Raw genomic sequence first — 24,048 nt, forward strand, 5'->3', positions numbered from 1 at the left:
GTTTGGGAGAGGAAAGAAAATGACAATAAAAAAATGGCTCGTATGGGGCTCATGTTGTTCATGGTTAGCGTTAGCTGGTTGCAGCAGTGAAGTAGTTCAGCAACAGGAAACAGAAGCCGCCGAAAGTATGGAAGTGGCAAGTGTGGAATGGGCTGAAACGGAAATCAAAAAGGTGGAAACAAAAGCGGATAGTGTAACGGCAAAAGCCGATGCGCTGAAAAAAGAGGTAGCGATGCTTTTGGAGAAAGCGGATGATTCTGTGTTCGTGGATGTTCCAAACGGTGAATCGGGACATTGGGCGTATACACATATTATGAGCCTATATACAAAAGGCATTATTCGAGGATATCCGGAAGAGCAAAAGTTTTATCCGGAACGATCGATTACAAGATATCAAGCCGCCAGCATGCTGATTAAAGCGTTTGATTTACCTTTATCAGACAAGCCGTCTGTATTCAAGGATGTTCCAGATACTCACCCGAATGTCCGTGAAATTATGACCGTATATGAGGCAGGATTCTTTAACGGAAACGACGGCTATTTCAAACCTCTTGAATCAATGAAGCGAAAGCATATGGCACTTGTGCTTCAGCGAGCGTTTGAATTAGAGGAAAAAACATCGGCTTTCAGCGACTATAAAGACGTAACATCTGAAATGGAAGCTTATGAAGCCATTAAAATCATTTCACAGTATGGTATCGCAAACGGGAACGACGGCTATTTTAAGCCGGAAGATCCGACGAAGCGTTCCCAGTTTTCGGCGTTTGTGGATCGTGCTTTAGACGTGAAATAACAACTTTTCTTTTGATGGGAAAACCCGTCATCCTAACCGGTATGTGACCGGATGTGGATGACGGGTTTTGTTGTTTAGTATAATTTTTGAACGTCAATTCCTGTATAGTAGTACTTTAAAATGGCATCATAGGAATAACCAGCTTCCGCCATGCCTCTTGCTCCCCATTGGCTTAAGCCTGCGCCGTGGCCGTATCCATCTCCTTTAAACGTATAGTTGGCAGGAGAGGTGGACAGCAAGTTGCTGCTTTCTTTTGTTCGTACTTTAATGTTCGGATCTTCAATGTATTCCGTTGTACCATCTGCTTTTTGAATTTTGTATCCAATGAGATGACTGGTTTTCTCTGTGGATCCATCTGCTTTCATAATGTTAGAAGAAGTATTGGTTGAAACAGAAAATTTACTGCTTTTCAACCCGCCAAATAAGGTGCGGTATGCATCTGGATATCTGGCAGACGTGCCGAGAAGTTGTTTTTCGGACGTTTGCTTAGACGTTTTATCATAAATAGTAGCTGTTACTTGCTTGGCGTTGCCACCTTCTGTACGCGTTGCGACCTGCAAACCTAAAAGCATTTGTGTGCTTGGCAATTGGAGTTTTTGCGCAATGGTACTTGCGGCAACGGATTGCTCCCAGCCGTAATGGGTATTGCCTGTATGACGGTCAAAGTCGTCTTTAACGGAGCGAATATATGGAACGGCATTGCCCCACACATCTTCTGCATTCTCCGTTCGTCCTCCAGAACTGGAATAGAAGTACGTTTTAACAGGCTTTCCGCCATATGTCACATATACACCTGCTGTATCGAGCACCGCTTTTGTTGAGTTCGGGTGCTCGACGGATTTTCCTTTATACACTTGGCTGGCGACGGTCATCTCTAAAAATGAGCTTTTTGCGACATCTGTATATGCATAGCTTCGTGCAACGACAGCCTGTGCTTTCACCGCTTCGGCATGCCAAAGAGCAGGCATTTCACCAGGGACGACTCCCTTTAAATAGTCCTCCATATCGAGCACATTCAAAACGAGCGGGCGGTCTGTTCCAGGTTTTACTGTAAAGGAACCCCGGAACGTCATGTTTCCATCTTTCGAGCCGGATGTAGCTTCCATCCCGGTTATTGTAAATGAATTTTGGTCACTCGTTGTGGTTTCATATACTGCAAAACCAGATGTGGAAGCGGCAGTTTCTGTTCCAATTGTCACCACAATTTGTCCGCTTTGTTGCTGGAAGGACAAGGTGTTTTTACCGTTTAACGGAATAAGTTGATTCCCATTTAAATCCATTAACGAATATGTACCGGTAAGAGTAGCGGAAAATGTAGGTTTTTGTAACAAACGAACTTTCACTTCCGTCTTATAGGAAAAAGGTAATCCGCTATTTGCTGTAAAAGAAGATGGGAATATTATGATACATGTAAGCATTAATAGAAAAGGCAGCCATTTTTTCATGACGTCACCTACTTGTTTTCTAGCTCTTGTTTGAGCTTCGTAACTTCAGATTCTAATTCTTTCACTTTCGCTTCTAAGTTGTCTACTTTCTGCTGCAATGGATTGATTTTGGTCATGACCCAGTCAACGCTTGCTAATACGGCTTCGCTGTTTGCGGACGTTTTAGCGGCCGTTAACCCGGTTATACATAGTGTGGATGCACAAACAATAATCGCTATTTTTCGTTTGAAACGCAACATGAGAACCTCCTGAATGTAAGCTTTCTATCTAGCATTATAGCAAAATCAGGAGAAAATTTGCCTTCTATTTGCAGAAAAGAAGGAAAAATGTAGATAAAGGAGAAACATATAGTAGCTGAAAGGGGAGATCGGTTGAGGATAAATTTCTATTTAAGTCATAGATTCATTGTGATATAATCCAAGTTGTGAGTCGACCAAAAATGACAAACAAGTTAGTTTCATGAAAGATGTCAAAAAGCGCCAAAGAGAAGATCCTCCAGTGGATTGTACGAGCAATCTTCGTGTGATGATTGCATGCGCGGCCCTGTTCGTGGAAAAAAGGGCTTATTGACACCAAGATTAAAAATGTAAGTTGTATCCATCATAAAAGACACGTATGTGCAAGCAATCGTTTTGGTTAAGATAAACTTAAGGAGGGTCTATATGTTATATTTGACCTTGTTTATTTGTTTTATTACATCTATTTTAGTCACTCCTTTGGTCAAGAAATTGGCCTTTAAAATAGGTGCCACAGATAAACCGAATCAGCGCAAAGTTCACCAGCGCATCATGCCGCGCCTTGGAGGCTTGGCAATCTTTATTAGCTTCCTTGTAGGTTACTTCATTATGCAGCCTACAAGCCCTTATGCTTTGCCACTTTTAATCGGAAGTTTCATCATCATCATTACAGGTGTATTGGATGATATGATGGAATTATCAGCAAAAATTAAGCTTGCCGGTCAGTTGCTTGCTGCGGGGATCGTCGTAGTATACGGCGGTGTTCAAATCGAGTTCATTAATTTACCTTTTGACCGCACGTTAGAGTTTGGGTTTTTCAGCATTCCATTGACCATTCTTTGGATTGTCGGGATTACGAATGCAATTAACTTAATTGACGGACTAGACGGTCTGGCAGCGGGAGTATCTTCCATTGTATTAATTACCATTTCAGGAATGGCGATTATGATGGGGAACGGGTTTGTTACGATGATGGGCTTTATTATGCTCGGAAGCACGCTTGGGTTCCTTGTGTACAACTTCCACCCTGCGAAAATTTTTATGGGAGATACAGGAGCGTTGTTTTTAGGATATATGATTTCTGTCTTATCACTTTTAGGATTTAAAAGTGCGACGGTCATTTCCTTTATCGTGCCGGTCATCATTTTAGGTGTGCCAATTTCCGATACATTTTTTGCGATTATTCGCCGAATTGTGCAAAACAAGCCATTATCTGCACCGGATAAATCCCACTTGCACCATTGCTTGCTGCGTTTAGGGTACAGCCATCGTCAAACGGTGCTAATTATTTATGCGATGAGCGCCATTTTTGGACTGGCAGCAGTTATTTTCTCGAAAGTACAGGGAATGTGGGCATCACTTCTCGTATTAGGAATTTTACTTGTAGCGATTGAAATTATCGTGGAAAAAATTGGTTTAGTTGATAAGAACTATCGTCCGATCTTAAATTTAGTGAGCGGTGTTCGGTATAGCCGCGTCAAACAGTAACAGCATAGTAATAAAGCGTCAAAATCCGAAAAGGGTTTTGGCGCTTTTTTGATTTCCGTAAAAAGGACGCAAAAACCCCCTTGCTGTCTCCAACAAGGGGGTAGTACTTATTAGTTTGTTTCTTCAGACTCTGTGTCACCATTTAGTTCAGCTTCCAGCTCCGCTAGCGGTGTGCTTCCCGGTAATTCAAGGTGGGATTTTAGCAGTTCGCTTGTGCTTTTGAGCGAGTCTTCATCAAGTTTGTAGTAATAGATGCTCCCAGGCTGATAATCTTCTCCTTTGAGCGCAATCGTGTCAATTTGGACATTCGAACCTTTTGTGGCATAATCATAAAATGACAGCATCTCACCGAACTTCATGTTCGTTTTCATGTTATCGCCTACGGCTTCAATAATGTCGCCGTATTTTGTGATGGAGCCAATTGACGCTGTCTCTTTCACAATGGCTTGAATAAGCTGTTGCTGGCGTTTTCCGCGTTCGATATCGTTATCGTATTTCCGCGTTCTTGCAATGGCTAACGCTTCTTCCCCGTCTAATGTTTGAACGCCTTTTTGAAGGACAATCGCATTATGACGGTCTTGAGAATCTTTTTCTTTTAAATCGTAAGGAACATCGAATTCAATACCGCCAAGCGAGTCTACGACTTCAATAAAGGCATTGAAGTTAACTTTTACATAATAATCGACAGGTACGTCAAATAAATTTTCGACTGTTTCAATTGTACAAAGTGTTCCGCCTTTAACGTGTGCGGAATTAATTTTTGATTTTTCGTCTGTACAAGCAATGTCCACTCGCGAATCGCGGGGGATGCTGACGAGTTTAACGGATTTATCTTTTTCGTTCAGTGTCGCTAAAATTAATGCATCTGTACGGGTGTTCGTGCTTGTATATCCGAAATTGGCTTTTCGCATTTCACTTTCATCAATTCCGATGAAAAGAACCGAAATGTTGTCTTTTTTCGGATCAATGGTTTCGGAGCGTAAAGAAGAGTTTTTACGGTCTCCCGCCTCTTCGAATGATTCGGTCACGACCGATTTTGCTTTTGCGAATAAGTAGGATCCATAAGCGGTGGCGCTGAGGCCAATAATTAAAAGAGGCAAAATAAATATGAAAAACAGTCTTCGTCTTCTTTTTCGCTTATTCACCTTTTTTTGGTAACGTCTATAATCAGACATATGGTTTCTCCTTTTAAGAAAGAATGAAATCACGGTTTTCATTAGTATGTGTGCTATAGCTGTATCTCAAAACAAATTCATTCTTGTGTATAAATTTTCTAATTAGTAAAGTCAAATGAAAAGTTTCAACAAAGTACGCCAAATTTCATTGTACATGTTTTTTGATTATTCGTAAACTGTCACTTTCGGACTTATGCTCCATTTTTGTAAAAGATACCAGTCTTTTTAATCGGACAGTTTTACTTCGTCACATCTTCTTCTAAGTAAGTCACATCGCCTTTTCGAATATCACATTGACCGTTTGTAAGCTCCACCATCCATTCTGTAAAGGCCTCGGTTTGACTTTCTTCGACAAAGGTTTCGACTTCGACTTTCTCCAGGTAATGAATGTCTTTAATCGCATAGACCGATGAGCGCAATTCATTTTCCAATTTCCCAAGCCATGTATAGTCGACCGTTGTATGCATTACTTGCATCAGAGTTCGTTTGACAATGCCGACTGCATCAAGACCTTCCGAGACAGATTTCCCATATGCCCGAACGAGGCCGCCTGCACCTAGTTTAATGCCGCCAAAATAGCGGGTGACGACGACTACTGTATCTTTCAGCCCGCGTTTTTTTAATACTTCAAGCATTGGAACACCAGCCGTTCCGCTCGGCTCTCCATCATCATTCGCTTTCTGAAATTGGTCGCGTTCTCCCACTAAGTAAGCGGAACAGTTATGCGTTGCATTCCAGTGCTGTTTTTTAATCTCTTGAATAAATTCCTGTGCTTCCGCTTCGGACACCACCCTTTTAACATGGCAGATAAACCGGGACTTTTGAATGGTGATTTCATGTTCCCCTTGTCCTTTTACGGTATAATATTGAGGTAACAAAAATATCAAACCTCCTAAATGCGTATAATATGAAGTATAAAGTAAACACCCATATGAATGAAAAATGTCGTTTTCCCCCAAAATATGAAACCTTTTTTCATTATAAAACGTCCAATTTTATGCGGCAAACAAATACTTTGAAATGAATGAAAAAATATTACTAAAATTATAAGACGACCCCCGCAAAAAAAGAAGGGGAACGAATAATATAAAGAGAAGGTATAGTTTAAACCTATAAATGGATATGGCAGTAAGAGGTTTACCTTTTGAGGTGAAAAAATGTCTAAAAATAAATTAACAAGCAAGATTTTAGATGAAATTTTAGATAAAGTGATTTTTACGGTGGATGACAGCAAAGATGAAATTTATCGGATTGCAGAAGATGCACGCAAAGAGCATGAACACCTTCAAAAAGAATTGGAGTTGTTGAAGGTGCAGGTGATTGAGACGATTACTGAAGGAGATCGGATTGAAGCGCATAGCCGATTGGCGAGACAGCGACTTTCGGAAGTGAGTCAACATTTTAAGGTATATACCGAGCCGGAAGTAAAAGAGGCTTATGAAAAAGCACATGAACTGCAAACGAAGCTGATGATGAATCGTCAGACGGAAGCACAGCTTCGAAGCCGAAGAGATGAGCTGGAGCGCCGTTTAATTATGTTGAATGAAACCATCGAACGTGCCGACCATTTAGTAACTCAAATATCCGTTGTGTTGAATTATTTAACGAATGATTTGCGGAAAGTGGGCGAAATTGTAGAAGATGCCGCTCAAAAAGAATATTTTGGCTTTCGTATTTTGGAGGCGCAGGAAGAAGAACGAAAACGTCTTTCTCGTGAAATCCATGACGGACCTGCTCAAATGCTCGCAAATGTGATGATTCGTTCTGAATTGATTGAACGAATTTACCGCGAGCGTAGTCCTGAAGAAGCATTACAAGAGATACGGGATTTACGAAAAATGGTTCGTTCGGCTCTATATGAAGTGAGGCGTATCATATATGATTTAAGACCGATGGCCCTTGATGATTTAGGCCTAGTTCCCACCCTTCGAAAGTATTTAGCAACGATTGAAGAATATAATAATGAATACCCGAAAATTACGTTTCTTTCCATCGGACAGGAAAAAAGACTGTCTTCCAATTTAGAAGTCGCCTTGTTCCGTTTAGTTCAAGAATCGGTTACGAATGCCTTGAAGCACGCTGAGGCATCGGAAATTCAAGTGAAAATGGAAATGGGCAGAGAGCATGTTACTGTTATCGTTCGTGATAATGGAAAAGGGTTTAATCCAGCAGAAAAAAAGGAAAACTCTTTTGGATTGATAGGTATGAAAGAACGGGTTGACTTATTAGAAGGTGAGTTAAAGGTCACATCTAAAATAGGCGGCGGCACGCTTGTAGTAATAAGGGTCCCCATGCTAGTTGTGGAAGAAGGACAAATTAACCAATAGAACTGAAAAACGTTTGGGGAGGAGTTAAGGATGAAGACGAAAATTGTAATCATTGATGATCACCAATTATTTCGTGAAGGGGTAAAGCGAATTTTAGATTTTGAACCGGACTTTGAAGTAGTAGCAGAAGGAGACGACGGCGAAGAGGCGCTCCAGCTTGTAGAGCAGTATGAACCCGATGTTATTATTATGGATATTAATATGCCATCGGTCAACGGAGTAGAAGCGACAAGGCAGCTTGTAGAGGCGAACGCTGATACAAAAGTCATCATCCTATCCATTCATGATGATGAAACATATGTCACGCATGCGCTCCAAACAGGCGCTCGCGGGTACTTGCTGAAGGAAATGGATGCCGATGCGCTCATTCGTGCTGTGAAAGTGGTGGCAGATGGCGGTTCATATTTACATCCGAAGGTCACGCACAGTTTAGTGAAAGAATATCGTCGCTTGGCAGCACAAGGACAAGCTTCTACATATTCGATGCAGGACGTTGAAATTCGCCGTCCGCTTCATTTATTAACACGCCGTGAGTGTGAAGTTCTGCAGCTTTTAGCAGACGGAAAAAGTAACCGCGGAATCGGTGAAGCATTATACATTAGTGAAAAAACTGTAAAAAACCATGTGAGTAACATTTTACAAAAAATGAACGTGAATGACCGCACGCAGGCGGTGGTGGTGGCCATTAAAAATGGATGGGTAGAAGTTCGATAACTTTAAACCCACGTGAAGAATAGGGCATGGGCAAAAAATACTCATGTCCTCTTCTTCACGCACGCATAAGCTATAATAGAAAGAGTAAAATCCCGGAAAACATTGCTGTTTTTCGGGATTTTGTTTTTTTACAAAAGTAATTTATCTCCTCTTTCACAAATTTCCCATGATATTAGTTATTTAGATGTATAAAAAAATGGGCGGAATTTGCCGATAAAAAAGACAAATCATGAACGGATTATGGAGCGTGAAAATCATGCAAATTCAAAATCAATTATCGACCAGTCAGACAAGATTACAGGAAAAAGGTCTATTGAAGATAGGAGATATGCTAAAGGGGACGGTCAAAGAAGTTATTAGTAATAACGAGGCTCTTGTTCAAGTGAATGGGAAAAACATGAAAATGAAATTAGATCAGTCTGTGAAAGTAGACCAGCAAGTGCATGTTCAAGTGAAGCAAATGACTGGAGATATGCTAGATGTGAAAATGCTTGCTTCTTCTAGCGAACAAGCATCTGCACGTCAAAGTACGAACCAAATGTTAACCCAGCTTGGAGCAGACTTGTCCAACCAGCCGTTAAAGCAAGCATTAACGGGGCTGGCAGATCAAGGATATCCATTGACGAGAGAAAATGTAAAGCAGGTGGACAGCTTTTTAAAAGATGCTCCTGGTACCATTCAAGACAAGCTTGAGACGATTGAAGCGATGGGGACGAAAAAGTTGGAAATGACCCCGGTTCAATTGAAGGCCGTGCATGAAGCGCTCCATGGGGATGGAATGAAACAGTTCATCAAAGCAGAAGGACAAGACATCTCTTTAGACAAGGAGACAGTCGCTCTTATCAAAAAAGCGTTAGCTGATTTCGTTCAGTCTAATCAATCGAACACACCAGGCGTAAGGGAAAAGGTGGAACAACTTCAACAAAAGTTGGAGAAAAGTTTGAACATAAAGGACGTATTTTTGGAAGTGAAGCAGCTGCTTGGCAAATCAGCTGCCAATGAAATGGAGAAATCCCTTAAAATTTTTCACACGGGGCAAGAGCGCTTTGTTCAAGCGTTAAAGGCGTCTTCTTCTCATATTGCGGATGTGCTGCTTGAACGCCTTCAGCAGCAATCCTTGTTAAAAATGGGCTCAGAATCGATTCAAGCACTCTTGAAGCAATCGTTTCCCCCAGGCTCTGAGCTAGACACGTTAATGAACACGTTAGACGAATCGTTGAAATTGCAGGACATCGCCCTTAAGCAATTTTTGCAGCAACTGAAAAGCAGCTTAACAGGTGATGTGGAAGCAAGTGGATTGCCGGATAAAATTGAAAAAATGATTCAAAAAGAACCGAATGTTGATAAGCTAATTCAGTTCGTGAAAGACAATCTGCCGCAGGACGGAAATGAGGAGACGAGTGAGAAACTAGCTGCTCGTCTCGCAGCGGCTGAACAGCTAGCTGCTGAACAAAAAGAGCTCGGTGCCCGCAAAGAGCTGCACGCACTTGCACAGCTTTTACGAGAAGACGGAGTGGTGTCTACGAATTTGCCATATGACGAAGTGAATCCTGTTAGCGGGATGTCTAAAGACATGATTGTGACAACCATTACGAAAAAACTGGCGCAAGCGGCTGAGGATTTTAAACTGATGCAACGGGATGCGGTGAGACAGCTGCAAACGGTCGAACAGGCGGTTGAAACAAGTACAGCATCAGGACGGATGCAGGCAAACCGATTGTTGGAAACGGTCATTAAAAACTTGGACCAAGCGATTATGAAAAGTGATTTTATGTTGTATGCCGATATGAAAACAGAAAAATCCATGCTTGAAGCGAGTACGCTTTTACAGCAAGCGAAAAAACTGCTGGCAAAAGGGGAAATGCAAGAATCCTTGCAAATCGTCAAGCAAGTGAAGACGATGGTGCAAGAAGCAACCTTCAAGCCGTCTGATACGAAGATGGTGCATATGGTGAAAGGAGAGTGGGGGAATGCCTCTCCTGTCGGCACTGCGCTGTCCATGATGAACGGACAAGACGGCTCTGGAAGGCAAGTGCTCGAAATGATGCGTCAGCTTGGATTGAACCGCGAGCATGACATTGCGAGCCAATTGACCTCCAAGCAAGCCGTTCAGCAGCAAGATGTCAAAAGTGCGCTCTTGCAGCTTGCGGGCGAACATGGAAAAATGCCAGGGCAAATCGAACAGGCTTTGCAGCATGTAACGGGACAGCAATTATTAAGCAAACAAGACAGCCAAGGAAATTTGCAGCATATGTTTTTTCAGCTCCCATACTTGCTTCAAGATGAAGTGAAAGATGTGAAAGTGTATGTGAATTCGCAAAAGCAACATGAAAAGATGGATTGGGAAAACTGCAGTTTATACTTTTTGTTTGAAACGAAGAAGCTTGGAAATGTTGGCATTTTATTAAATGCGGTGGATCGTAAGCTGAGCATTACGTTTAAAAATGATGATGAAACCTTCCCGCAAAAAACCGAGGAGCTAGCGGGTGGATTGAAGGAAAAAATTAGCGACATCGGCTACATTGTGTCAGGTGTCCAACATCAGCCGCTACAAGTCCGGAAAGAAGAAACAAATGAAGAGGAAAAGGCGACTTCCGGCTCACCGAATTTTGCCGTGAAAGGATTTGATTATTCAATATGAACTATCAATATGTTAATCAATTGAATCGAAAAAAAGCAAACGGTGTGACGGCGACGGTTATTAAATATGAAGAAGGGTCTTCCTCCGCTCCAAAGGTTGTAGCAAGCGGAACGGGGCATGTTGCCAATAAAATTATTGAGATGGCGAAGGAAAATGACATCCCCATGCAGGAAGATCCGTCTTTAATTCAAAACTTGCTTGATTTGGATTTAGGAGAAAACATCCCACCACAATTGTATGCAGTGATTGCCGAAATTCTATTGCTCATTCAAGAAATGGAAAAACTAGACTAAATCATTAGAGAAATAATCCGATATTATTGATAGAGACAAGGTAAGGGGAGTGGACTCAGTGGATTTTATCAGCGAAGAGCTGCTATATCAAAAATCCTCACAGCAACTAACGGCCATCCTGTATGAAGGGTGCCTGCAGCATCTGGAGGATGCTGAAAGTTTCATTGAAGACAAAAAATATATGCAGGCAAATAAAAGTCTCCAGCAAGCAAATGATATTTTGCACCGACTTGGTATTGGGTTACAGTATGAAGCCGGTGTTATAGCGGAACAGTTGGATACATTATATAACTACATGGCTAATCGATTAATTGAAGCAAATATGAAAAAAGACGTTGAGATTGTGAAAGAAGTAAAACATATCATTCAAACGATTTCAGATGCATGGCGCGTTTCTTTACAACAAAAAGAAGCTCCTGTCGCTAAAAAGTCTACTCAAAAGAACTTGGCATCATATGAGCAAAACATTATGACGCTATCTATAAAATAAAGGATAGAGAGGGATAATAGATGAGAATTAACCATAATATTCAAGCTTTAAATGCTTATCGAAATCTTGCTGCAAATCAACTATCTACTTCTAAAAATCTAGAGAAATTATCTTCTGGATTGCGTATTAATCGAGCTGCTGATGATGCTGCTGGATTAGCGATTTCAGAAAAGATGCGCTCTCAAATTCGCGGGCTTGATATGGCAGAACGGAACGCGCTGGATGCTGTATCACTCATCCAAACGGCTGAAGGTGGACTTCAAGAAATACACAGCATTTTACAGCGCATGCGTGAACTGTCTGTTCAAGCAGCAAACGGTACTAATACGGGTCAGGACTCAGGTCATATTCAAGCAGAAATTGAACAACTGAATCAAGAAATTGACCGCATTAGTACAGATACAGAGTTCAATGGTATTTCTTTATTAGATGGTACAGATGCTAACAGCCTTATCTTTCAGATTGGATCTAATGAAGGACAAACGCTCACATTATCCATTTCTGCTATGGGGACGGCAGATCTGCCTACAGATACTATAGATGTCACAACGGCTGCTGGAGCCGCTATCACGATTTTAGATAATGCTATCAATAAGGTATCAAGTGAACGCGCCAAGCTTGGAGCGATTCAAAACCGTCTGGAACATACGATGAACAATTTACAAGTGACGAATGAAAATATGGTGGCGTCTGAGTCTCGTATCCGTGATTTAGATATGGCGGAGGAAATGACGGAATTTACGAAGAACAATATCCTCAATCAGGCAGCACAAGCGATGCTTGCTCAATCGAACCAGCTGCCACAAGGGATTTTACAATTATTGAAATAAAGAGGGGGAGGAGTCCGGTTTTTCCGGGCCTCTTTTCTTTCCGTTCGTTTTTTAGGTTATACTAAAACAATCATGCCTTAAAGAGGTGTTGGCAATGGAAGTTCAAAAGGTTAATAAAGTAACCAATCATAGGCTGCAGATGAAAGAGAAAGAACTGACCGATTCGGTTTCTTTCACAGAAGTGATGGGAAAACGCCGTCAGGATTTAAATTATGAACGGTTGTCTTCGATGATGACCCAAATCGAAGAGCAAGGGAAAATCCTTGGAAAACATCAAACGGTTGATGCGTTAAAAAAATATAAAACGCTTGTGAAAAAATTTATGGATGATGCTGTGAAAAACGGCTTAGAGCTTCAGGAACAGCGCGGATTTAATCGCCGCGGTTCCAGCAAAGTGTACAAAATCGTGAAGGAAGTCGACGCGAAGTTGATGGATTTGACGAATGAAGTACTATCGAAAGAGAAGGATGGCCTTCGGATTTTAGGGATGGTAGGGGAAGTACAAGGTCTTCTCGTCAATATCTACACATAATGTAAATCCACGCAACGAAATGGACATGGGGAAAAGATACCCATGTCCATTTCGTTGCGCATAAGCGACTGTCAAGTTCCCTTTCGGGCTCTTGACAGCCGCTTATGCGAGAACATTTGTGGGATTTTTCAGGATGGAAAGATGGAAAGACTTGGCTTCAGAAGGTGGAAAGAATTAGATTTTGTAACACAAGGAACTTGGTAAGAAGCGCTAGGTGATGTATTCATTCTGTGCTTTTTAGTTTATAATTAACAATTTGTTAAGATGTTCCTTGTGAAGGCAGGTTGTAATGCAGGCAGTATTGAAATAGTGTAAAATGAGATGAAAAATCTTTTTGAACAACTTCTAAAAGGATGGATTTTGCTCATGAAAACGGCAATTATTACAGATAGTACCTCATATATACCGAAAGAACTGCGTGATGAGCTCAATATACATATGGTTCCGCTAAGCGTAATCTTTGGGGAAGAAACATACCGCGAGGAAATGGATATGACGTATCCTGAGTTTTATGAAAAGGTGCGGGAACAGCTTCCAACCACTTCTCAGCCTCCCATTGGCGAATTTGTTAGTCTGTTTGAAACGTTATCAAAAGAGTATGATGCGGCCATTGTGGTGACGTTATCAAGTGGAATTAGCGGGACATATCAAAGTGTTGTGTCGGCAGGAGGAATGGTGGAGGGAATCGATGTGTATGCATACGACTCCGAAATCAGCTGCATGATTCAAGGTTTTTACGTGCTGGAAGCAGCACGGATGGCAAAAGAAGAAAAAGATGCACAAGATATTTTGGCGCGTCTTGATGAAATGAAGCAATCGATGAAGGCTTATATTATGGTTGATGATTTATCGCATCTTCAACGAGGAGGGCGATTGAATGCAGCTCAAGCTTTCGTTGGAAGCCTTCTTCAAGTGAAGCCCATCGTTCATTTCGAAGATGGAAAAATTGTGCCGTTCGAAAAAATTCGTACGCGTAAAAAAGCATTAAAGCGCATCGTGGAGCTTTTAGGCGAAGTCGCAAGCGAAGGAGCGCCAATGAAAGCGTCCGTGATTCATGGAAACGCACGGGAAGAAGCGGAAGATATGAAAGCAGAACTTGAACGGGCATACCCAAATGTGGAGTTCAATCTTTCTTACTTCGGCCCAGTCATTGGCACACACCTTGGCCAAGGAGCGATCGGTGTCGGCTGGTATAAAGAGTAAAACGTATTGGAAAAGGAACAGTTACGGAAACCTGTGTAAAGCAGCGGGTTTTCATGATGGTTCCTTTTTCTGTTTTATAACATTTTATGACACTTCGAGCTTTTTTAAAATTGCAGCGAGCAATTTGTCTGGATGATCCACTACGACATTCTCTCCGTTTACTAGCGCATAGGGCTGAACTAAGCATTGACCGCAATAGTTCAGACAGCGCTCATCGATTAGCTCTACATTCAAAAGCTGACGAATTTCATCTTTTACCCTGTCTAATTCCCTTTCAAAGTTGCAAGGACAAAATTTTACAACCATTCCCATGTGTCATTCCTCTTTTCTTATCGTTAATTTGAGGTGATTTTACCTGCGAATCTAAACAATGTGCAAGAGTTCATATGAACGCGAACCCGCTTTAACGCAGTACATAAGAGCTTTTCTAAAAGATAAACGCGTTGATGTAAGCGCTTGCTACAAAAATAAAAACATTCTAATATTTAAAATATTAACAATATTATTTAGGTAGGGATGATAAAAAATAGGGGGGATTTTCATGACAGAAAACGTAATCAACACGAACAAACAAAAAAAAGAAGAGATTTTTCCGGTTAAAAATATTCATCATGTGGAGCTTTATGTTGGAAATGCGAAGCAAGCCGCTTACTTTTATACAAAGACATTCGGATTTACAGTGAAAGCATATCGTGGATTGGAAACGGGTTGCCGTGATCGTGTTTCTTACGTGCTCGAACAAGGCGCGATTCGTCTTGTCGTTACAGGGTCGCTCGATGACAGTACGGATGCCGCTGCCTTTTTGAAGATGCATGGAGAAGGGGCAAAGGATATCGCATTAAATGTATCAGATGTGGAAAAAGCGTATGACGGGGCAGTGGAAAGAGGCGGCATTGCCGTCAGGGAACCATGGGTTGAAAAAGATAAAAACGGTAGTGTGAAAAAAGCCGTTATTGGTACATATGGCGATACTGTTCATACGCTCGTGGAAGTGCTGGATTACAACGGTCCGTTTCTTCCAGGGTATGAGCCATTCATCTTAAATGTTACGCATAAGCCAACAGGTCTTGTCGGTATTGATCACATTGTCGGGAATGTTGAAAGCATGGATGAATGGACGTCTTATTATGAAAACGTATTTGGTTTCAATGTGCTGAAACATTTCGATGATGATGATATTTCGACAGAGTATTCGGCGCTTATGTCAAAAGTTATGATGAACGGAACGGGGCGGATTAAGTTTCCAATTAATGAGCCTGCGGAAGGAAAACGAAAATCGCAAATTCAGGAATATCTGGATTTTTATAAAGGAGCAGGTGTTCAGCATTTGGCACTGCTTACGAATGACATTATTGCAACGGTTACGGCGTTAAGAGAAAATGGCGTCGAATTTTTAGATACACCGGCTACCTATTATGAAGAACTAACGAACCGTGTAGGGGAAATTGATGAAGATGTGAAAAAGCTTCAAGACTTGAGCATTCTTGTCGACCGCGATGACGAAGGGTATTTACTGCAAATTTTTACAAAACCAATTGTCGATCGTCCGACGCTGTTTGTTGAAATCATTCAGCGTAAAGGAGCGCTTGGCTTTGGAGACGGCAATTTCAAAGCGCTATTTGAATCAATTGAGCGTGAGCAAGAGCGTCGAGGCAATATTTAATGAAACTCGTTAGCTATTATTCACCGAATCAGTCAAGTGTGCGGGCAGGTTGGATCCATCAAGGTTATGTATACGACTTGAATGAAACGTACCGTTATGTAGGAAAGAGGCGAGGAACTGACATTGCTTCTCCTGTTTCAATGCTCGAGTATCTATATCTTCCGCAAGAGCAAAAGCATTGGCTGCAACAGCTAGCGAAAGAACAAGTACTAAACATTTCATCTGTGGGTTTGTTAAAGGAGATAAAATTGGCTGCACCTATCCCAAGACCACTGAGTTTTCGTGATTTTTATGCCTTTGAAGGACATGTGAAAACGGCCCGCGCCAACAGGGGTCTTAGTATGGTGGCAGAATGGTATCACTTCCCTGTTTTTTATTTTTCCAACACCAGCTCTGTTAAAGGCCATAATGAACCGATAGAAAAGCCGCCGTTTACAGAGTGGCTTGATTACGAATTAGAAATAGCCTGTGTTATTGGCAAAGAAGGAGCTAACATTGGGCGTGAACAGGCACTTGATTATATTGAAGGGTTTATGGTCCTCAATGATTGGAGTGCCCGTGACATACAGCGGGAAGAAGTGAAGGTTGGGCTTGGTCCAGCTAAAGGAAAAGACTTTGCGACCTCGATGGGGCCGTATTTGGTCACAAAAGACGATCTCGAAGATTGCCGGAATGGTGAGCATTTCAATTTGAACATGACAGCGTCTGTAAACGGGCGTGTTCTGTCAGAAGGAAATGTGAACTCGTTGTATTTCTCGTTTGCCGAAATGATTGAACGAGCGTCACAAGGCTGTACGTTATATCCAGGTGATGTCATTGGCTCAGGAACGGTGTCGACTGGCTGTATTTTGGAACTCGGTACAGACGTTCATGGCTGGCTTAAAAAAGGAGATGTAGTGGAGCTGTCTATTGAGCGGTTAGGAACATTGCGCAATGAAATAATTTGAAGACAGGAAGGGGGCAGCAAGTATGCCACATTATGTGAAGATGGGAAAGGTTCCACGAAAGCGTCATACACAGTTCCGTCAAGAAAATGGGGAATTGTATTATGAGCAAGTGATGGGGACGAAAGGATTCTCCGGCATCCAATCCATCATTTATCACACGAATCCGCCGACACGGGTGAAGGAAGCGAAAAAGCTAAAGGACGTTCGCTATGAATATGAAGAAAAAGATGCGTTGAAGCACCGTCATTTTCGAACGTGGGACATAGAAGCGAAGGGGGATTTTTTAGAGGCTAGGAAAATCCTCCTCGCGAACGAGGATTTGGCGCTTGGAATTGCTCGTCCGACTGCTTCAATGCCGTACTTCTACCGAAATGGCGAAGGTGATGAACTGCTTTACGTCCATGAGGGCGAAGGGAAAATGGAAAGCATTTTTGGCGAACTTTCCTTCGTTCCAGGCGATTATGTCGTTATTCCGATGGGGACGACTTACCGCATTGTACTAGAAAGTGTTGAGGCTCGCTTTTTAATCGTTGAATCAAATTCGGCGATTATGCCGCCAAAACGTTACCGCAACGAATACGGGCAACTGTTGGAACATTCCCCGTATTGTGAACGTGACTTGCGGACACCGGAAAAATTAGAGCCGAAAGATGAAAAGGGAGAATTTGAAGTGCGTGTCCGCGCACAAGGAATGTTGACATCATATGTATTTGATTTTCACCCTCTTGATGCAGTCGGATGGGACGGATATTTATTTCCATATGCGTTCAGTATTCACAATTTTGAACCGATTACGGGACGGATTCATCAACCGCCGCCTGTACATCAAACGTTTGAAGCACACAATTATGTCATTTGTTCATTTGTCCCGCGTTTGTATGATTATCATCCTGAAGCTATCCCGGCGCCCTATGTTCACAGCAATGTGGAAAGCGATGAAGTGCTCTATTATGCAGACGGCGACTTTATGAGCCGCCGTGGGATTGAAGAAGGCTCTATTACACTTCATCCAAGTGGACTACCGCATGGGCCACATCCAGGCAAAATGGAAGAGAGCATTGGCAAAAAAGAGACGAAAGAGCTTGCGGTCATGATTGATACGTTTCGCCCGCTTCATGTCGTCAAGCAAGCCCATGATTATGAAGATGGTGCCTATATGTACAGTTGGTATGAGAAGTAGAAGGAGGCAATAGGATGAAGATAAAGCCAGATACATTGCCGTGGGGCGAGGTGTATAAACTGATGACGGGTGCCATTCAGCCCCGCCCCATTGCTTTCGTCTCCACTGTGGATCAACACGGAGGGGCTAACCTTGCCCCGTTCAGCTTTTTTACTGCGATTTGTGCAGAACCGTTGATGATTTGTTTTTCGCCGATGAGAAGGGGAACGGACGGAGAAAAAAAAGATACGTTAAACAATATTGAACAAACAGGTGAGTTTGTCGTCAATATCGTCAGTGAAGCAATTGTGAAGGAAATGAATGAATGTGCGGCCGAATTCAGTCCGGAAGTGGATGAGTTTGAAGAAGCGGGTTTGACGAAAGCGGCAAGTGAAGTAATTGAACCTCCCCGAGTAGCAAAAAGCGACGTCCAACTGGAATGTGTCCTTCACGACGTTCTCCATTTTGGGGACCGACCGGGATCTGGAAGTCTTGTCATTGGACGGGTTGTTTACATTCATGTCAATGATGCGGTGTATCAGGACGGTAAAATCGATTCCGAAAAGCTTCAACCAGTTGGGCGACTTGCCGGTCCGTTGTATACGCGGGCTGCCAGTGATACGTTTACTTTAGAACGAAACATGAAAAAATCATAATGAGCGATAAAGCAATCCATTTTGTGATGGGTTGCTTTTTATTTAAGTTGCATCGGAATGGACGAGACCGCTTCGATTTGATATGTTAAATTGTGTAAAATATAACAAGGGGTGGTTTTATGCGTTTTTCCCTTAACGGTTCTTATCTTGTACCTGAACCTTTTGCAACATCTGACCTTCATCCAATCTCCTCCCTTCCTCATGGGCACACACCTCCTCTCGACCTTTCGTTTTCGTATTCTCACGAGTTACAGCAGCTCCTCGCTGGAAAAGAACTTCTTCTCGATGATCTCCCGCTTCCATTACCCGTTCTTCATGAGCATTATGAGCATGGCTATGTATCGTATGAAAAAGGAATTGAATTCAAAAAAGGGTATAGTTGCCGTCGCTGTGGAAATGAACGACAAGAGCGCTTTGCTTCGTTTCATTGTGCCCGCTGTCACGACATGTGCACGTACTGCCGTGCGTGTATTGTAATGGGAAGGGTGAGTGAATGCACGCCGCTGCTTCATTGGCATGGACCTACTCCTTCCTTTTCTCCTCCAGAGCATCTTCTTCATTGGAGCGGCACACTGTCACCGGCTCAGCAGCAAGCGGCAGATGCTGTTGTCGAAGCGATTGCTGCTGGGCGGGAATTGTTAGTGTGGGCAGTGTGCGGAGCGGGAAAGACGGAAGTATTGTTTCCGGGCATTGCGTCAGCGCTCGCTTCAAGTAAAACGGTCTGCATTGCCACTCCAAGAACGGATGTGGTGTTGGAATTGAAACCAAGACTCCAACAAGCCTTTGCTGATATGGAGGTTATCGCCTTATACGGTGGCAGTGAAGACCGCGGAAAACAGGCCCCACTCACTATTTCTACTACCCATCAGCTTCTTCGCTATTATCGCGCGTTTGATGTCATCATTATGGATGAAGTCGATGCGTTTCCGTATTCTGTCGAGCCAATGCTGCAATACGCCGTACAAAAAGCGAAAAAAGAAGAGGCAGCGGTTATTTATTTAACGGCGACTCCGAATCAGCTTTGGCAAAAGGAAGTACAAACAGGTAAACGACTGGCTGTGACGATTCCGGCTCGTTATCATCGCCATTCATTGCCAGTTCCTCGTTTTGAATGGTGTGGCAACTGGCGGAAAGGCTTGAAGCGTAAGCAGCTTCCTGCCAATGTTCATAAATGGATCGAGCTTCGTTTGAAAGCAGAAAAGCAAGCATTTCTATTTATTCCGCGCATTGAGTTAATAGAAGAGGTAGTCACTTTGCTTCAAAAGCTCGACTCCCGCATTGAAGGCGTTCACGCAGAAGACCGTGATCGAAAAGAAAAAGTACTAAAATTTCGAACAGGAGACATTCCAATCTTAGTGACGACGACCATTTTGGAACGAGGAGTGACGGTGCCAAATATTGATGTGGCGGTCTTAGGAGCAGAAGATGCGATTTTTACGGAAAGTGCGCTTGTGCAAATCTCTGGACGGGTTGGACGGAGCGCTCAGTTTCCGACTGGTGACCTTGTCTTCTTTCATTTTGGCCAAACAAACAGTATGTTACTGGCGAAAAAGCAAATTCAGCGAATGAATGAAGAAGCGACGAGGAAAGGAATGATTGACGAATGACGGCGTATTGTCTTCTTTGTGATCAATCATTACAGGAAAGACTGACGTGGACAACATTCCTCTTTCCAGCCAATAAATCGGCTTTGTGCCAACGTTGTTCCGAGAAATTTCGCCTGTTGGAAGGGGATCTCTGTGAAGGTTGCGGCCGTCCGTTAAATGAATTGCAGGAAGACGATTATGAAGGAGGACGTTGCCTTGATTGTATCAGGTGGGAGGAGAATCCAGAGTGGTGTGGAGTTCTGTGTCAAAACCGCTCGCTTTATCCGTATGATGATTCAATGAAAGAAGTGATGGCTTTATACAAATTTCGAGGTGACTACAAGCTGGCTGAAATATTTCGGCAAACGTGGAAGCAAGCCTATAAACGGCATTATAAGGGATATGACGTGATGGTTCCGATTCCATTGAGCGCTGAACGTCTATATGAAAGAGGATTTAATCAATCGCTAGTTCTCGCTGAAATGCTACAAAGACCTGTATACGATGTGTTAGGTCGTCATCATAGTGAAAAACAATCGAAAAAGACGAAAAAAGCGCGACTGGAAACAGGGCAAGTGTTCTTTTTGAACGAAATTGCAGACTTATATGGAAAAAAGGTTCTTCTCGTTGATGATATTTATACGACAGGCACAACGATTCGCTATGCAGCAAAGATTTTGAAGGAAGCAGGAGCGGACACGGTGTCTTCTCTGACGCTTGCGAGAGGATAATAGGTCTTTTTACCTATATAAGACCCATTACTAACGGGCGATATGATAAGTAAGTGAGACCGGAAAAGGGGTTAGAAAAATGAGCCAGTTAACAAATTGTCCAGTGTGCGGCGCGCTATATGTAGAGAACGTGTTCCGTAAAGTATGTGAATCTTGTTATAAGAAAGAAGAACGTTTATTTCAAGCTGTGCATGAATTTATTCGAAAACGTGAAAATCGCACGGCTACCATGATTCAAGTGGTTAAAGCAACCGGTGTAGATGAAAGTTTAATTCATAAATTTATTAAGCAAGGACGCCTGCAAATTGCCCACTTTCCGAATTTAGGTTATCCGTGTAATCGTTGCGGCAACCTGATTCGAGAAGGAAAAATGTGCGCAGAATGCCGAAACGAACTGCAAAAGGAGCTTAGTTCTATTCAAGAAATGGAACAGCGCCAGCAGCATCAAAGGCAACCAGAAGGAACAGCGACTTACCACGTTACTCGCAGAGAATTTTAATGGTTAATGACGGGAAAGTGATGGGCGAAAAAGCATCATCACTTTTTCTTGTTTCTGGACATAAATTCCGTTCTGAAAACGAACGGTATAAATAGCTCCCCTTTCTAATAGTAAACTGTGATATTTGTCATATCTTTTACAAATACGATAAACTTTTTCTCTTTTTGGACGATAATGTGGGTAAAGGGAAGAAGCGTTAAACAAAGGCGAAAGAGGTGAAAAGAATGAAAATTAATCAAACAGGATTATTCGGTGTGAACCCTTACAAAAAGCAAATGGACAAAACGGACCATTTAAAACAGACAAGTAAAAAACAAGATAAAGTAGAAATTTCCTCTGCGGCGAAGGAAATGCAGCAGGCAAGTCAGTTGTCCGCAGCGCGCCAAGAGAAAATTGATGCATTAAAACAACAAATCCAAAACGGTGGATATGAAGTGGATTTTAAGGCGACAGCAAAGGGAATTGTCGATTTTTACTCTAAAAATAACTAAGGGATGGATTGACCGTGCACATGCCAAAATTGCTCGACTTGTTAACAAAACAGCTCCAATTAAATAAAAGCCTGCTGAAAATGGCCCAGCAAAAGACCGATGTGTTAAAACACGGTGATATCGAGGCACTTAACAGCATGATGAAGGACGAACAGGCTCACATTGCGGCGATGAACCAACTGGAAGCTGCTTGTAAAAAGGAAGCGGCCATTTTATTAATCGGCCATCCTATTGGCGGTGATGAGCCATCATTGTCAGATTTGCTGCCAATCATCAGCAGTGCAGAACGTGAGGAGCTGCAATTGTTGCAAACAGAGCTGCTTGAGACCATCCGCAAGCTTCAAGAACGTAATGCCTTAAATCAAGAACTGATTATGCAATCACTACAATTTGTCAATTTAAATTTAGATATGATGACACCGCCGACTGATATGGACGCCTACAACTATCAAAAGAAAGAAACGCAGTCGATCTCAAATCGCTCCATATTTAACTCCAAAGCCTGACAGATTGATTACTTGTCAGAATTCGTTGTTGTCATTGTAAGGTAAATCGAATCGATAGAGAAATGGGGAAATGGAAGATGCTCTCAACTTTTCATGGGCTTGAAACGGCAAGAAGAGGAATGGTCACGCAGCAAGCCGCGCTTTATACGACAGGGCATAATATTGCGAATGCGAGTACACCTGGCTATACACGTCAACGGGTTAATTTCGTACAAACGGAGCCGTATCCAGCACCAGCAATGAATCGTCCGCAAATTCCTGGACAGCTTGGGACGGGAGTAGAGGCTGGAAGTGTTCAACGCATTCGGGACAGCTTTTTAGATGTCCAATTTCGTGGTGAGAACCAAAAGCTTGGCTATTGGCAGGCAAGATCTGAAGCACTCGTGAAAATGGAAGAAATTATGAATGAACCGTCCGAGGAAGGGTTAGCGAAAACGATGGATCGTTTTTGGCAGTCGCTACAAGATTTAGCGGTGAATCCTTCTAACTCCGGTGCTCGTTCTGTTGTTCGCCAGCGCGGTGTCGCCGTAGCAGAAACATTCAATTACCTGGCCGATTCATTGAAAAGCATACAAGGTGATTTGAAAAATGAAATTGAGATTACCGTCAAGCAAGTGAACTCTTTGACGGATCAAATCAACAATTTGAATAAACAAATTAGTGAAGTGGAGCCGCACGGCTATCTTCCGAATGATCTATACGATGAGCGAGACCGGTTAATTGATGAACTCTCGGAACTCGTTAATATTGAGGTTTCCTATACAAGCAGCGGCGGAGGCGCACTGGCAATTGCAGAAGGTGTTGCCAGCATTACCCTTGTTGGAGATACGGGAACAGCTATCGGTTCACTAGTTGATGCTTCTAGCTTTACAGCTAACGCTCTTTCACTTTCATATAAAGATAATACGCTAGTTGAAAGTTTCAGCTTAGGTGGTGGAGCACCTCAGTCGATTGAGAATTTTACTTCGTTTGGAAAAATGAAAGGATTAATTGAATCTAACGGTTATGTGACAGCAGGTGGAGTGGAAAAAGGACTATATGCTGAAATGCTGTACGACCTTGATGTAATGGCATATGACTTTGCTAAAGAGTTTAATCGAATTCATGAAGCTGGATGGAACGTCACGGATATTAACAACGGGACGCATACTGGAACAGATTTCTTCGGTTATGCCACAGCGGCAGCAGGTCAAAATCAGCCTTCAGATGCGAATAAATCAGGTGCTTCCAGTTTGTTGAAGCTTCATGACAGCATTAATAACTCGTTAGACAACATCGCCGCGTCCTCTAATGGAACGTTAGGGGATGGCCAAAATGCGTTACTTCTCGCGGAAGTGAAAAATAATAAATTGACGATTAACGGTAATGAAACGACCGTTCAAAATTATTATGAAGGCATTATTGGTGGAATGGCCGTCGATTCCCAGGAAGCGGACCGTCTTATGAGAAACAGTTCCGTATTGCTTGATGCGGTGCAGCAACGACGTGACTCGACAAGTGCGGTGTCACTAGATGAAGAAATGACGAATATGATTCAGTTTCAGCAAGCGTATAATGCAAATGCCCGAATGATTAGTGTAGTAGATGAAATATTAGATAAAATTATTAACGGTATGGGAATGGCTGGAAGGTAGGTGAGTGAA

General features: G+C 42.5%; 25 protein-coding genes. 20 read left to right on the plus strand and 5 right to left on the minus strand.

The genetic code is table 11. The annotated features are described in order from the left end of the window. The first annotated feature begins 19 nt into the window (after positions 1–19). Positions 20–793 carry an S-layer homology domain-containing protein gene (locus ACXAEO_RS20905; protein ID WP_474884700.1) on the plus strand — a complete coding sequence of 258 codons (774 nt, stop codon included), beginning with the start codon at positions 20–22 and terminating at the stop codon, positions 791–793. Positions 794–867: 74 nt separating this feature from the next. Here the strand turns inward: ACXAEO_RS20905 and ACXAEO_RS20910 are convergent, their stop codons facing one another. Further along, a complete protein-coding gene (locus ACXAEO_RS20910; RefSeq protein WP_474884702.1) occupies positions 868–2,238 on the minus strand; it encodes a SpoIID/LytB domain-containing protein in 1,371 nt (456 codons plus the stop codon). 8 nt (positions 2,239–2,246) lie between these two features. Continuing rightward, positions 2,247–2,477 (minus strand): hypothetical protein, encoded by a 231-nt coding sequence (locus tag ACXAEO_RS20915; RefSeq protein ID WP_474884704.1) that lies wholly within the window; start codon positions 2,475–2,477, stop codon positions 2,247–2,249. A gap of 423 nt (positions 2,478–2,900) precedes the next feature. Between ACXAEO_RS20915 and ACXAEO_RS20920 the strand changes: the two genes are divergently transcribed. Next, on the plus strand, positions 2,901–3,962 hold the full coding sequence (locus ACXAEO_RS20920) for a glycosyltransferase family 4 protein (protein ID WP_474884707.1): 1,062 nt from the start codon (positions 2,901–2,903) through the stop codon (positions 3,960–3,962). 110 nt (positions 3,963–4,072) lie between these two features. On the opposite strand, the gene ACXAEO_RS20925 is transcribed toward ACXAEO_RS20920, so the two are convergent. After that, positions 4,073–5,137 carry an LCP family protein gene (locus ACXAEO_RS20925; protein ID WP_474884709.1) on the minus strand — a complete coding sequence of 355 codons (1,065 nt, stop codon included), beginning with the start codon at positions 5,135–5,137 and terminating at the stop codon, positions 4,073–4,075. A gap of 239 nt (positions 5,138–5,376) precedes the next feature. Continuing rightward, positions 5,377–6,015, minus strand: a complete 639-nt coding sequence (locus ACXAEO_RS20930; RefSeq protein ID WP_474884711.1) for a YigZ family protein — start codon at positions 6,013–6,015, stop codon at positions 5,377–5,379. A 279-nt stretch (positions 6,016–6,294) separates the two neighbouring features. On the opposite strand from ACXAEO_RS20930, the gene ACXAEO_RS20935 reads away from it, so the two are divergent. The 8 genes from ACXAEO_RS20935 (at position 6,295) to ACXAEO_RS20970 (ending at position 14,167) form a co-directional block, all read left to right on the plus strand. Further along, positions 6,295–7,464: a sensor histidine kinase gene (locus ACXAEO_RS20935; RefSeq protein WP_474884712.1), complete on the plus strand. Its 1,170-nt coding sequence runs from the start codon at positions 6,295–6,297 to the stop codon at positions 7,462–7,464. A gap of 30 nt (positions 7,465–7,494) precedes the next feature. Then, positions 7,495–8,178 (plus strand): response regulator, encoded by a 684-nt coding sequence (locus tag ACXAEO_RS20940; RefSeq protein ID WP_474884714.1) that lies wholly within the window; start codon positions 7,495–7,497, stop codon positions 8,176–8,178. 256 nt (positions 8,179–8,434) lie between these two features. After that, entirely contained in the window at positions 8,435–10,819 is a 2,385-nt protein-coding gene (locus ACXAEO_RS20945) for a hypothetical protein (protein WP_474884716.1), read from the plus strand. Further along, entirely contained in the window at positions 10,816–11,112 is a 297-nt protein-coding gene (locus ACXAEO_RS20950) for an EscU/YscU/HrcU family type III secretion system export apparatus switch protein (protein ID WP_474884718.1), read from the plus strand. Before ACXAEO_RS20945 ends, ACXAEO_RS20950 begins: the two co-directional genes overlap by 4 nt. A 58-nt stretch (positions 11,113–11,170) precedes the next feature. After that, on the plus strand, positions 11,171–11,602 hold the full coding sequence (gene fliS / locus ACXAEO_RS20955) for a flagellar export chaperone FliS (protein WP_474884720.1): 432 nt from the start codon (positions 11,171–11,173) through the stop codon (positions 11,600–11,602). 20 nt (positions 11,603–11,622) lie between these two features. Beyond that, complete coding sequence (locus ACXAEO_RS20960; protein WP_474884723.1) at positions 11,623–12,432, plus strand: flagellin N-terminal helical domain-containing protein; 810 nt, start codon at positions 11,623–11,625, stop codon at positions 12,430–12,432. A 94-nt stretch (positions 12,433–12,526) separates the two neighbouring features. Further along, positions 12,527–12,964 carry a YaaR family protein gene (locus ACXAEO_RS20965; protein WP_474884725.1) on the plus strand — a complete coding sequence of 146 codons (438 nt, stop codon included), beginning with the start codon at positions 12,527–12,529 and terminating at the stop codon, positions 12,962–12,964. 366 nt (positions 12,965–13,330) lie between these two features. Then, the gene (locus ACXAEO_RS20970) at positions 13,331–14,167 is read left to right on the plus strand and encodes a DegV family protein (protein WP_474884727.1); all 837 of its coding nucleotides are present in this window, start codon (positions 13,331–13,333) and stop codon (positions 14,165–14,167) included. An 84-nt stretch (positions 14,168–14,251) separates the two neighbouring features. On the opposite strand, the gene ACXAEO_RS20975 is transcribed toward ACXAEO_RS20970, so the two are convergent. Beyond that, positions 14,252–14,479: a DUF1450 domain-containing protein gene (locus ACXAEO_RS20975; protein ID WP_474884728.1), complete on the minus strand. Its 228-nt coding sequence runs from the start codon at positions 14,477–14,479 to the stop codon at positions 14,252–14,254. Between the two features lie 229 nt (positions 14,480–14,708). Between ACXAEO_RS20975 and hppD the strand changes: the two genes are divergently transcribed. The 10 genes from hppD to flgK all read left to right on the plus strand — a co-directional run bounded on the left by hppD (position 14,709) and on the right by flgK (position 24,039). Then, a complete protein-coding gene (gene hppD / locus ACXAEO_RS20980) occupies positions 14,709–15,830 on the plus strand; it encodes a 4-hydroxyphenylpyruvate dioxygenase (RefSeq protein ID WP_474884730.1) in 1,122 nt (373 codons plus the stop codon). Beyond that, positions 15,830–16,777 (plus strand): fumarylacetoacetate hydrolase family protein, encoded by a 948-nt coding sequence (locus ACXAEO_RS20985; protein WP_474884733.1) that lies wholly within the window; start codon positions 15,830–15,832, stop codon positions 16,775–16,777. The genes hppD and ACXAEO_RS20985 overlap by 1 nt, the downstream gene beginning before the upstream one ends. Before the next feature lie 22 nt (positions 16,778–16,799). Continuing rightward, positions 16,800–17,957, plus strand: a complete 1,158-nt coding sequence (locus tag ACXAEO_RS20990; protein WP_474884735.1) for a homogentisate 1,2-dioxygenase — start codon at positions 16,800–16,802, stop codon at positions 17,955–17,957. A gap of 14 nt (positions 17,958–17,971) precedes the next feature. Next, positions 17,972–18,592, plus strand: a complete 621-nt coding sequence (locus ACXAEO_RS20995) for a flavin reductase family protein (protein ID WP_474884737.1) — start codon at positions 17,972–17,974, stop codon at positions 18,590–18,592. Positions 18,593–18,711: 119 nt separating this feature from the next. Then, positions 18,712–20,199, plus strand: a complete 1,488-nt coding sequence (locus ACXAEO_RS21000) for an ATP-dependent helicase ComFA (protein ID WP_474884738.1) — start codon at positions 18,712–18,714, stop codon at positions 20,197–20,199. Next, positions 20,196–20,909, plus strand: coding sequence for a phosphoribosyltransferase family protein (locus tag ACXAEO_RS21005; protein WP_474884740.1), 714 nt, complete (start codon positions 20,196–20,198; stop codon positions 20,907–20,909). The genes ACXAEO_RS21000 and ACXAEO_RS21005 overlap by 4 nt, the downstream gene beginning before the upstream one ends. A gap of 79 nt (positions 20,910–20,988) precedes the next feature. Next, positions 20,989–21,408, plus strand: coding sequence for a TIGR03826 family flagellar region protein (locus ACXAEO_RS21010; RefSeq protein ID WP_474884743.1), 420 nt, complete (start codon positions 20,989–20,991; stop codon positions 21,406–21,408). A gap of 224 nt (positions 21,409–21,632) precedes the next feature. Beyond that, complete coding sequence (gene flgM / locus ACXAEO_RS21015) at positions 21,633–21,899, plus strand: flagellar biosynthesis anti-sigma factor FlgM (RefSeq protein WP_474884744.1); 267 nt, start codon at positions 21,633–21,635, stop codon at positions 21,897–21,899. Positions 21,900–21,919: 20 nt separating this feature from the next. Further along, entirely contained in the window at positions 21,920–22,405 is a 486-nt protein-coding gene (locus ACXAEO_RS21020) for a flagellar protein FlgN (RefSeq protein ID WP_474885115.1), read from the plus strand. Between the two features lie 77 nt (positions 22,406–22,482). Further along, positions 22,483–24,039 (plus strand): flagellar hook-associated protein FlgK, encoded by a 1,557-nt coding sequence (flgK, locus tag ACXAEO_RS21025; protein WP_474884747.1) that lies wholly within the window; start codon positions 22,483–22,485, stop codon positions 24,037–24,039. The last annotated feature ends 9 nt before the right edge of the window (positions 24,040–24,048 follow it).

This window comes from Bacillus sp. ABA4_010, from assembly GCF_056159105.1.

Bases quoted from the DNA above. Each gene is read 5' to 3' on its own strand.
- ACXAEO_RS20905 (WP_474884700.1), top strand. From the start codon at position 20: ATGACAATAAAAAAATGGCTCGTATGGGGCTCATGTTGTTCATGGTTA.
- ACXAEO_RS20910 (WP_474884702.1), bottom strand. From the start codon at position 2,238: ATGAAAAAATGGCTGCCTTTTCTATTAATGCTTACATGTATCATAATA.
- ACXAEO_RS20915 (WP_474884704.1), bottom strand. From the start codon at position 2,477: ATGTTGCGTTTCAAACGAAAAATAGCGATTATTGTTTGTGCATCCACA.
- ACXAEO_RS20920 (WP_474884707.1), top strand. From the start codon at position 2,901: ATGTTATATTTGACCTTGTTTATTTGTTTTATTACATCTATTTTAGTC.
- ACXAEO_RS20925 (WP_474884709.1), bottom strand. From the start codon at position 5,137: ATGTCTGATTATAGACGTTACCAAAAAAAGGTGAATAAGCGAAAAAGA.
- ACXAEO_RS20935 (WP_474884712.1), top strand. From the start codon at position 6,295: ATGTCTAAAAATAAATTAACAAGCAAGATTTTAGATGAAATTTTAGAT.
- ACXAEO_RS20940 (WP_474884714.1), top strand. From the start codon at position 7,495: ATGAAGACGAAAATTGTAATCATTGATGATCACCAATTATTTCGTGAA.
- ACXAEO_RS20945 (WP_474884716.1), top strand. From the start codon at position 8,435: ATGCAAATTCAAAATCAATTATCGACCAGTCAGACAAGATTACAGGAA.
- ACXAEO_RS20950 (WP_474884718.1), top strand. From the start codon at position 10,816: ATGAACTATCAATATGTTAATCAATTGAATCGAAAAAAAGCAAACGGT.
- ACXAEO_RS20960 (WP_474884723.1), top strand. From the start codon at position 11,623: ATGAGAATTAACCATAATATTCAAGCTTTAAATGCTTATCGAAATCTT.
- ACXAEO_RS20965 (WP_474884725.1), top strand. From the start codon at position 12,527: ATGGAAGTTCAAAAGGTTAATAAAGTAACCAATCATAGGCTGCAGATG.
- ACXAEO_RS20970 (WP_474884727.1), top strand. From the start codon at position 13,331: ATGAAAACGGCAATTATTACAGATAGTACCTCATATATACCGAAAGAA.
- ACXAEO_RS20975 (WP_474884728.1), bottom strand. From the start codon at position 14,479: ATGGGAATGGTTGTAAAATTTTGTCCTTGCAACTTTGAAAGGGAATTA.
- hppD (WP_474884730.1), top strand. From the start codon at position 14,709: ATGACAGAAAACGTAATCAACACGAACAAACAAAAAAAAGAAGAGATT.
- ACXAEO_RS20985 (WP_474884733.1), top strand. From the start codon at position 15,830: ATGAAACTCGTTAGCTATTATTCACCGAATCAGTCAAGTGTGCGGGCA.
- ACXAEO_RS20990 (WP_474884735.1), top strand. From the start codon at position 16,800: ATGCCACATTATGTGAAGATGGGAAAGGTTCCACGAAAGCGTCATACA.
- ACXAEO_RS20995 (WP_474884737.1), top strand. From the start codon at position 17,972: ATGAAGATAAAGCCAGATACATTGCCGTGGGGCGAGGTGTATAAACTG.
- ACXAEO_RS21000 (WP_474884738.1), top strand. From the start codon at position 18,712: ATGCGTTTTTCCCTTAACGGTTCTTATCTTGTACCTGAACCTTTTGCA.
- ACXAEO_RS21005 (WP_474884740.1), top strand. From the start codon at position 20,196: ATGACGGCGTATTGTCTTCTTTGTGATCAATCATTACAGGAAAGACTG.
- ACXAEO_RS21010 (WP_474884743.1), top strand. From the start codon at position 20,989: ATGAGCCAGTTAACAAATTGTCCAGTGTGCGGCGCGCTATATGTAGAG.
- flgM (WP_474884744.1), top strand. From the start codon at position 21,633: ATGAAAATTAATCAAACAGGATTATTCGGTGTGAACCCTTACAAAAAG.
- ACXAEO_RS21020 (WP_474885115.1), top strand. From the start codon at position 21,920: ATGCCAAAATTGCTCGACTTGTTAACAAAACAGCTCCAATTAAATAAA.
- flgK (WP_474884747.1), top strand. From the start codon at position 22,483: ATGCTCTCAACTTTTCATGGGCTTGAAACGGCAAGAAGAGGAATGGTC.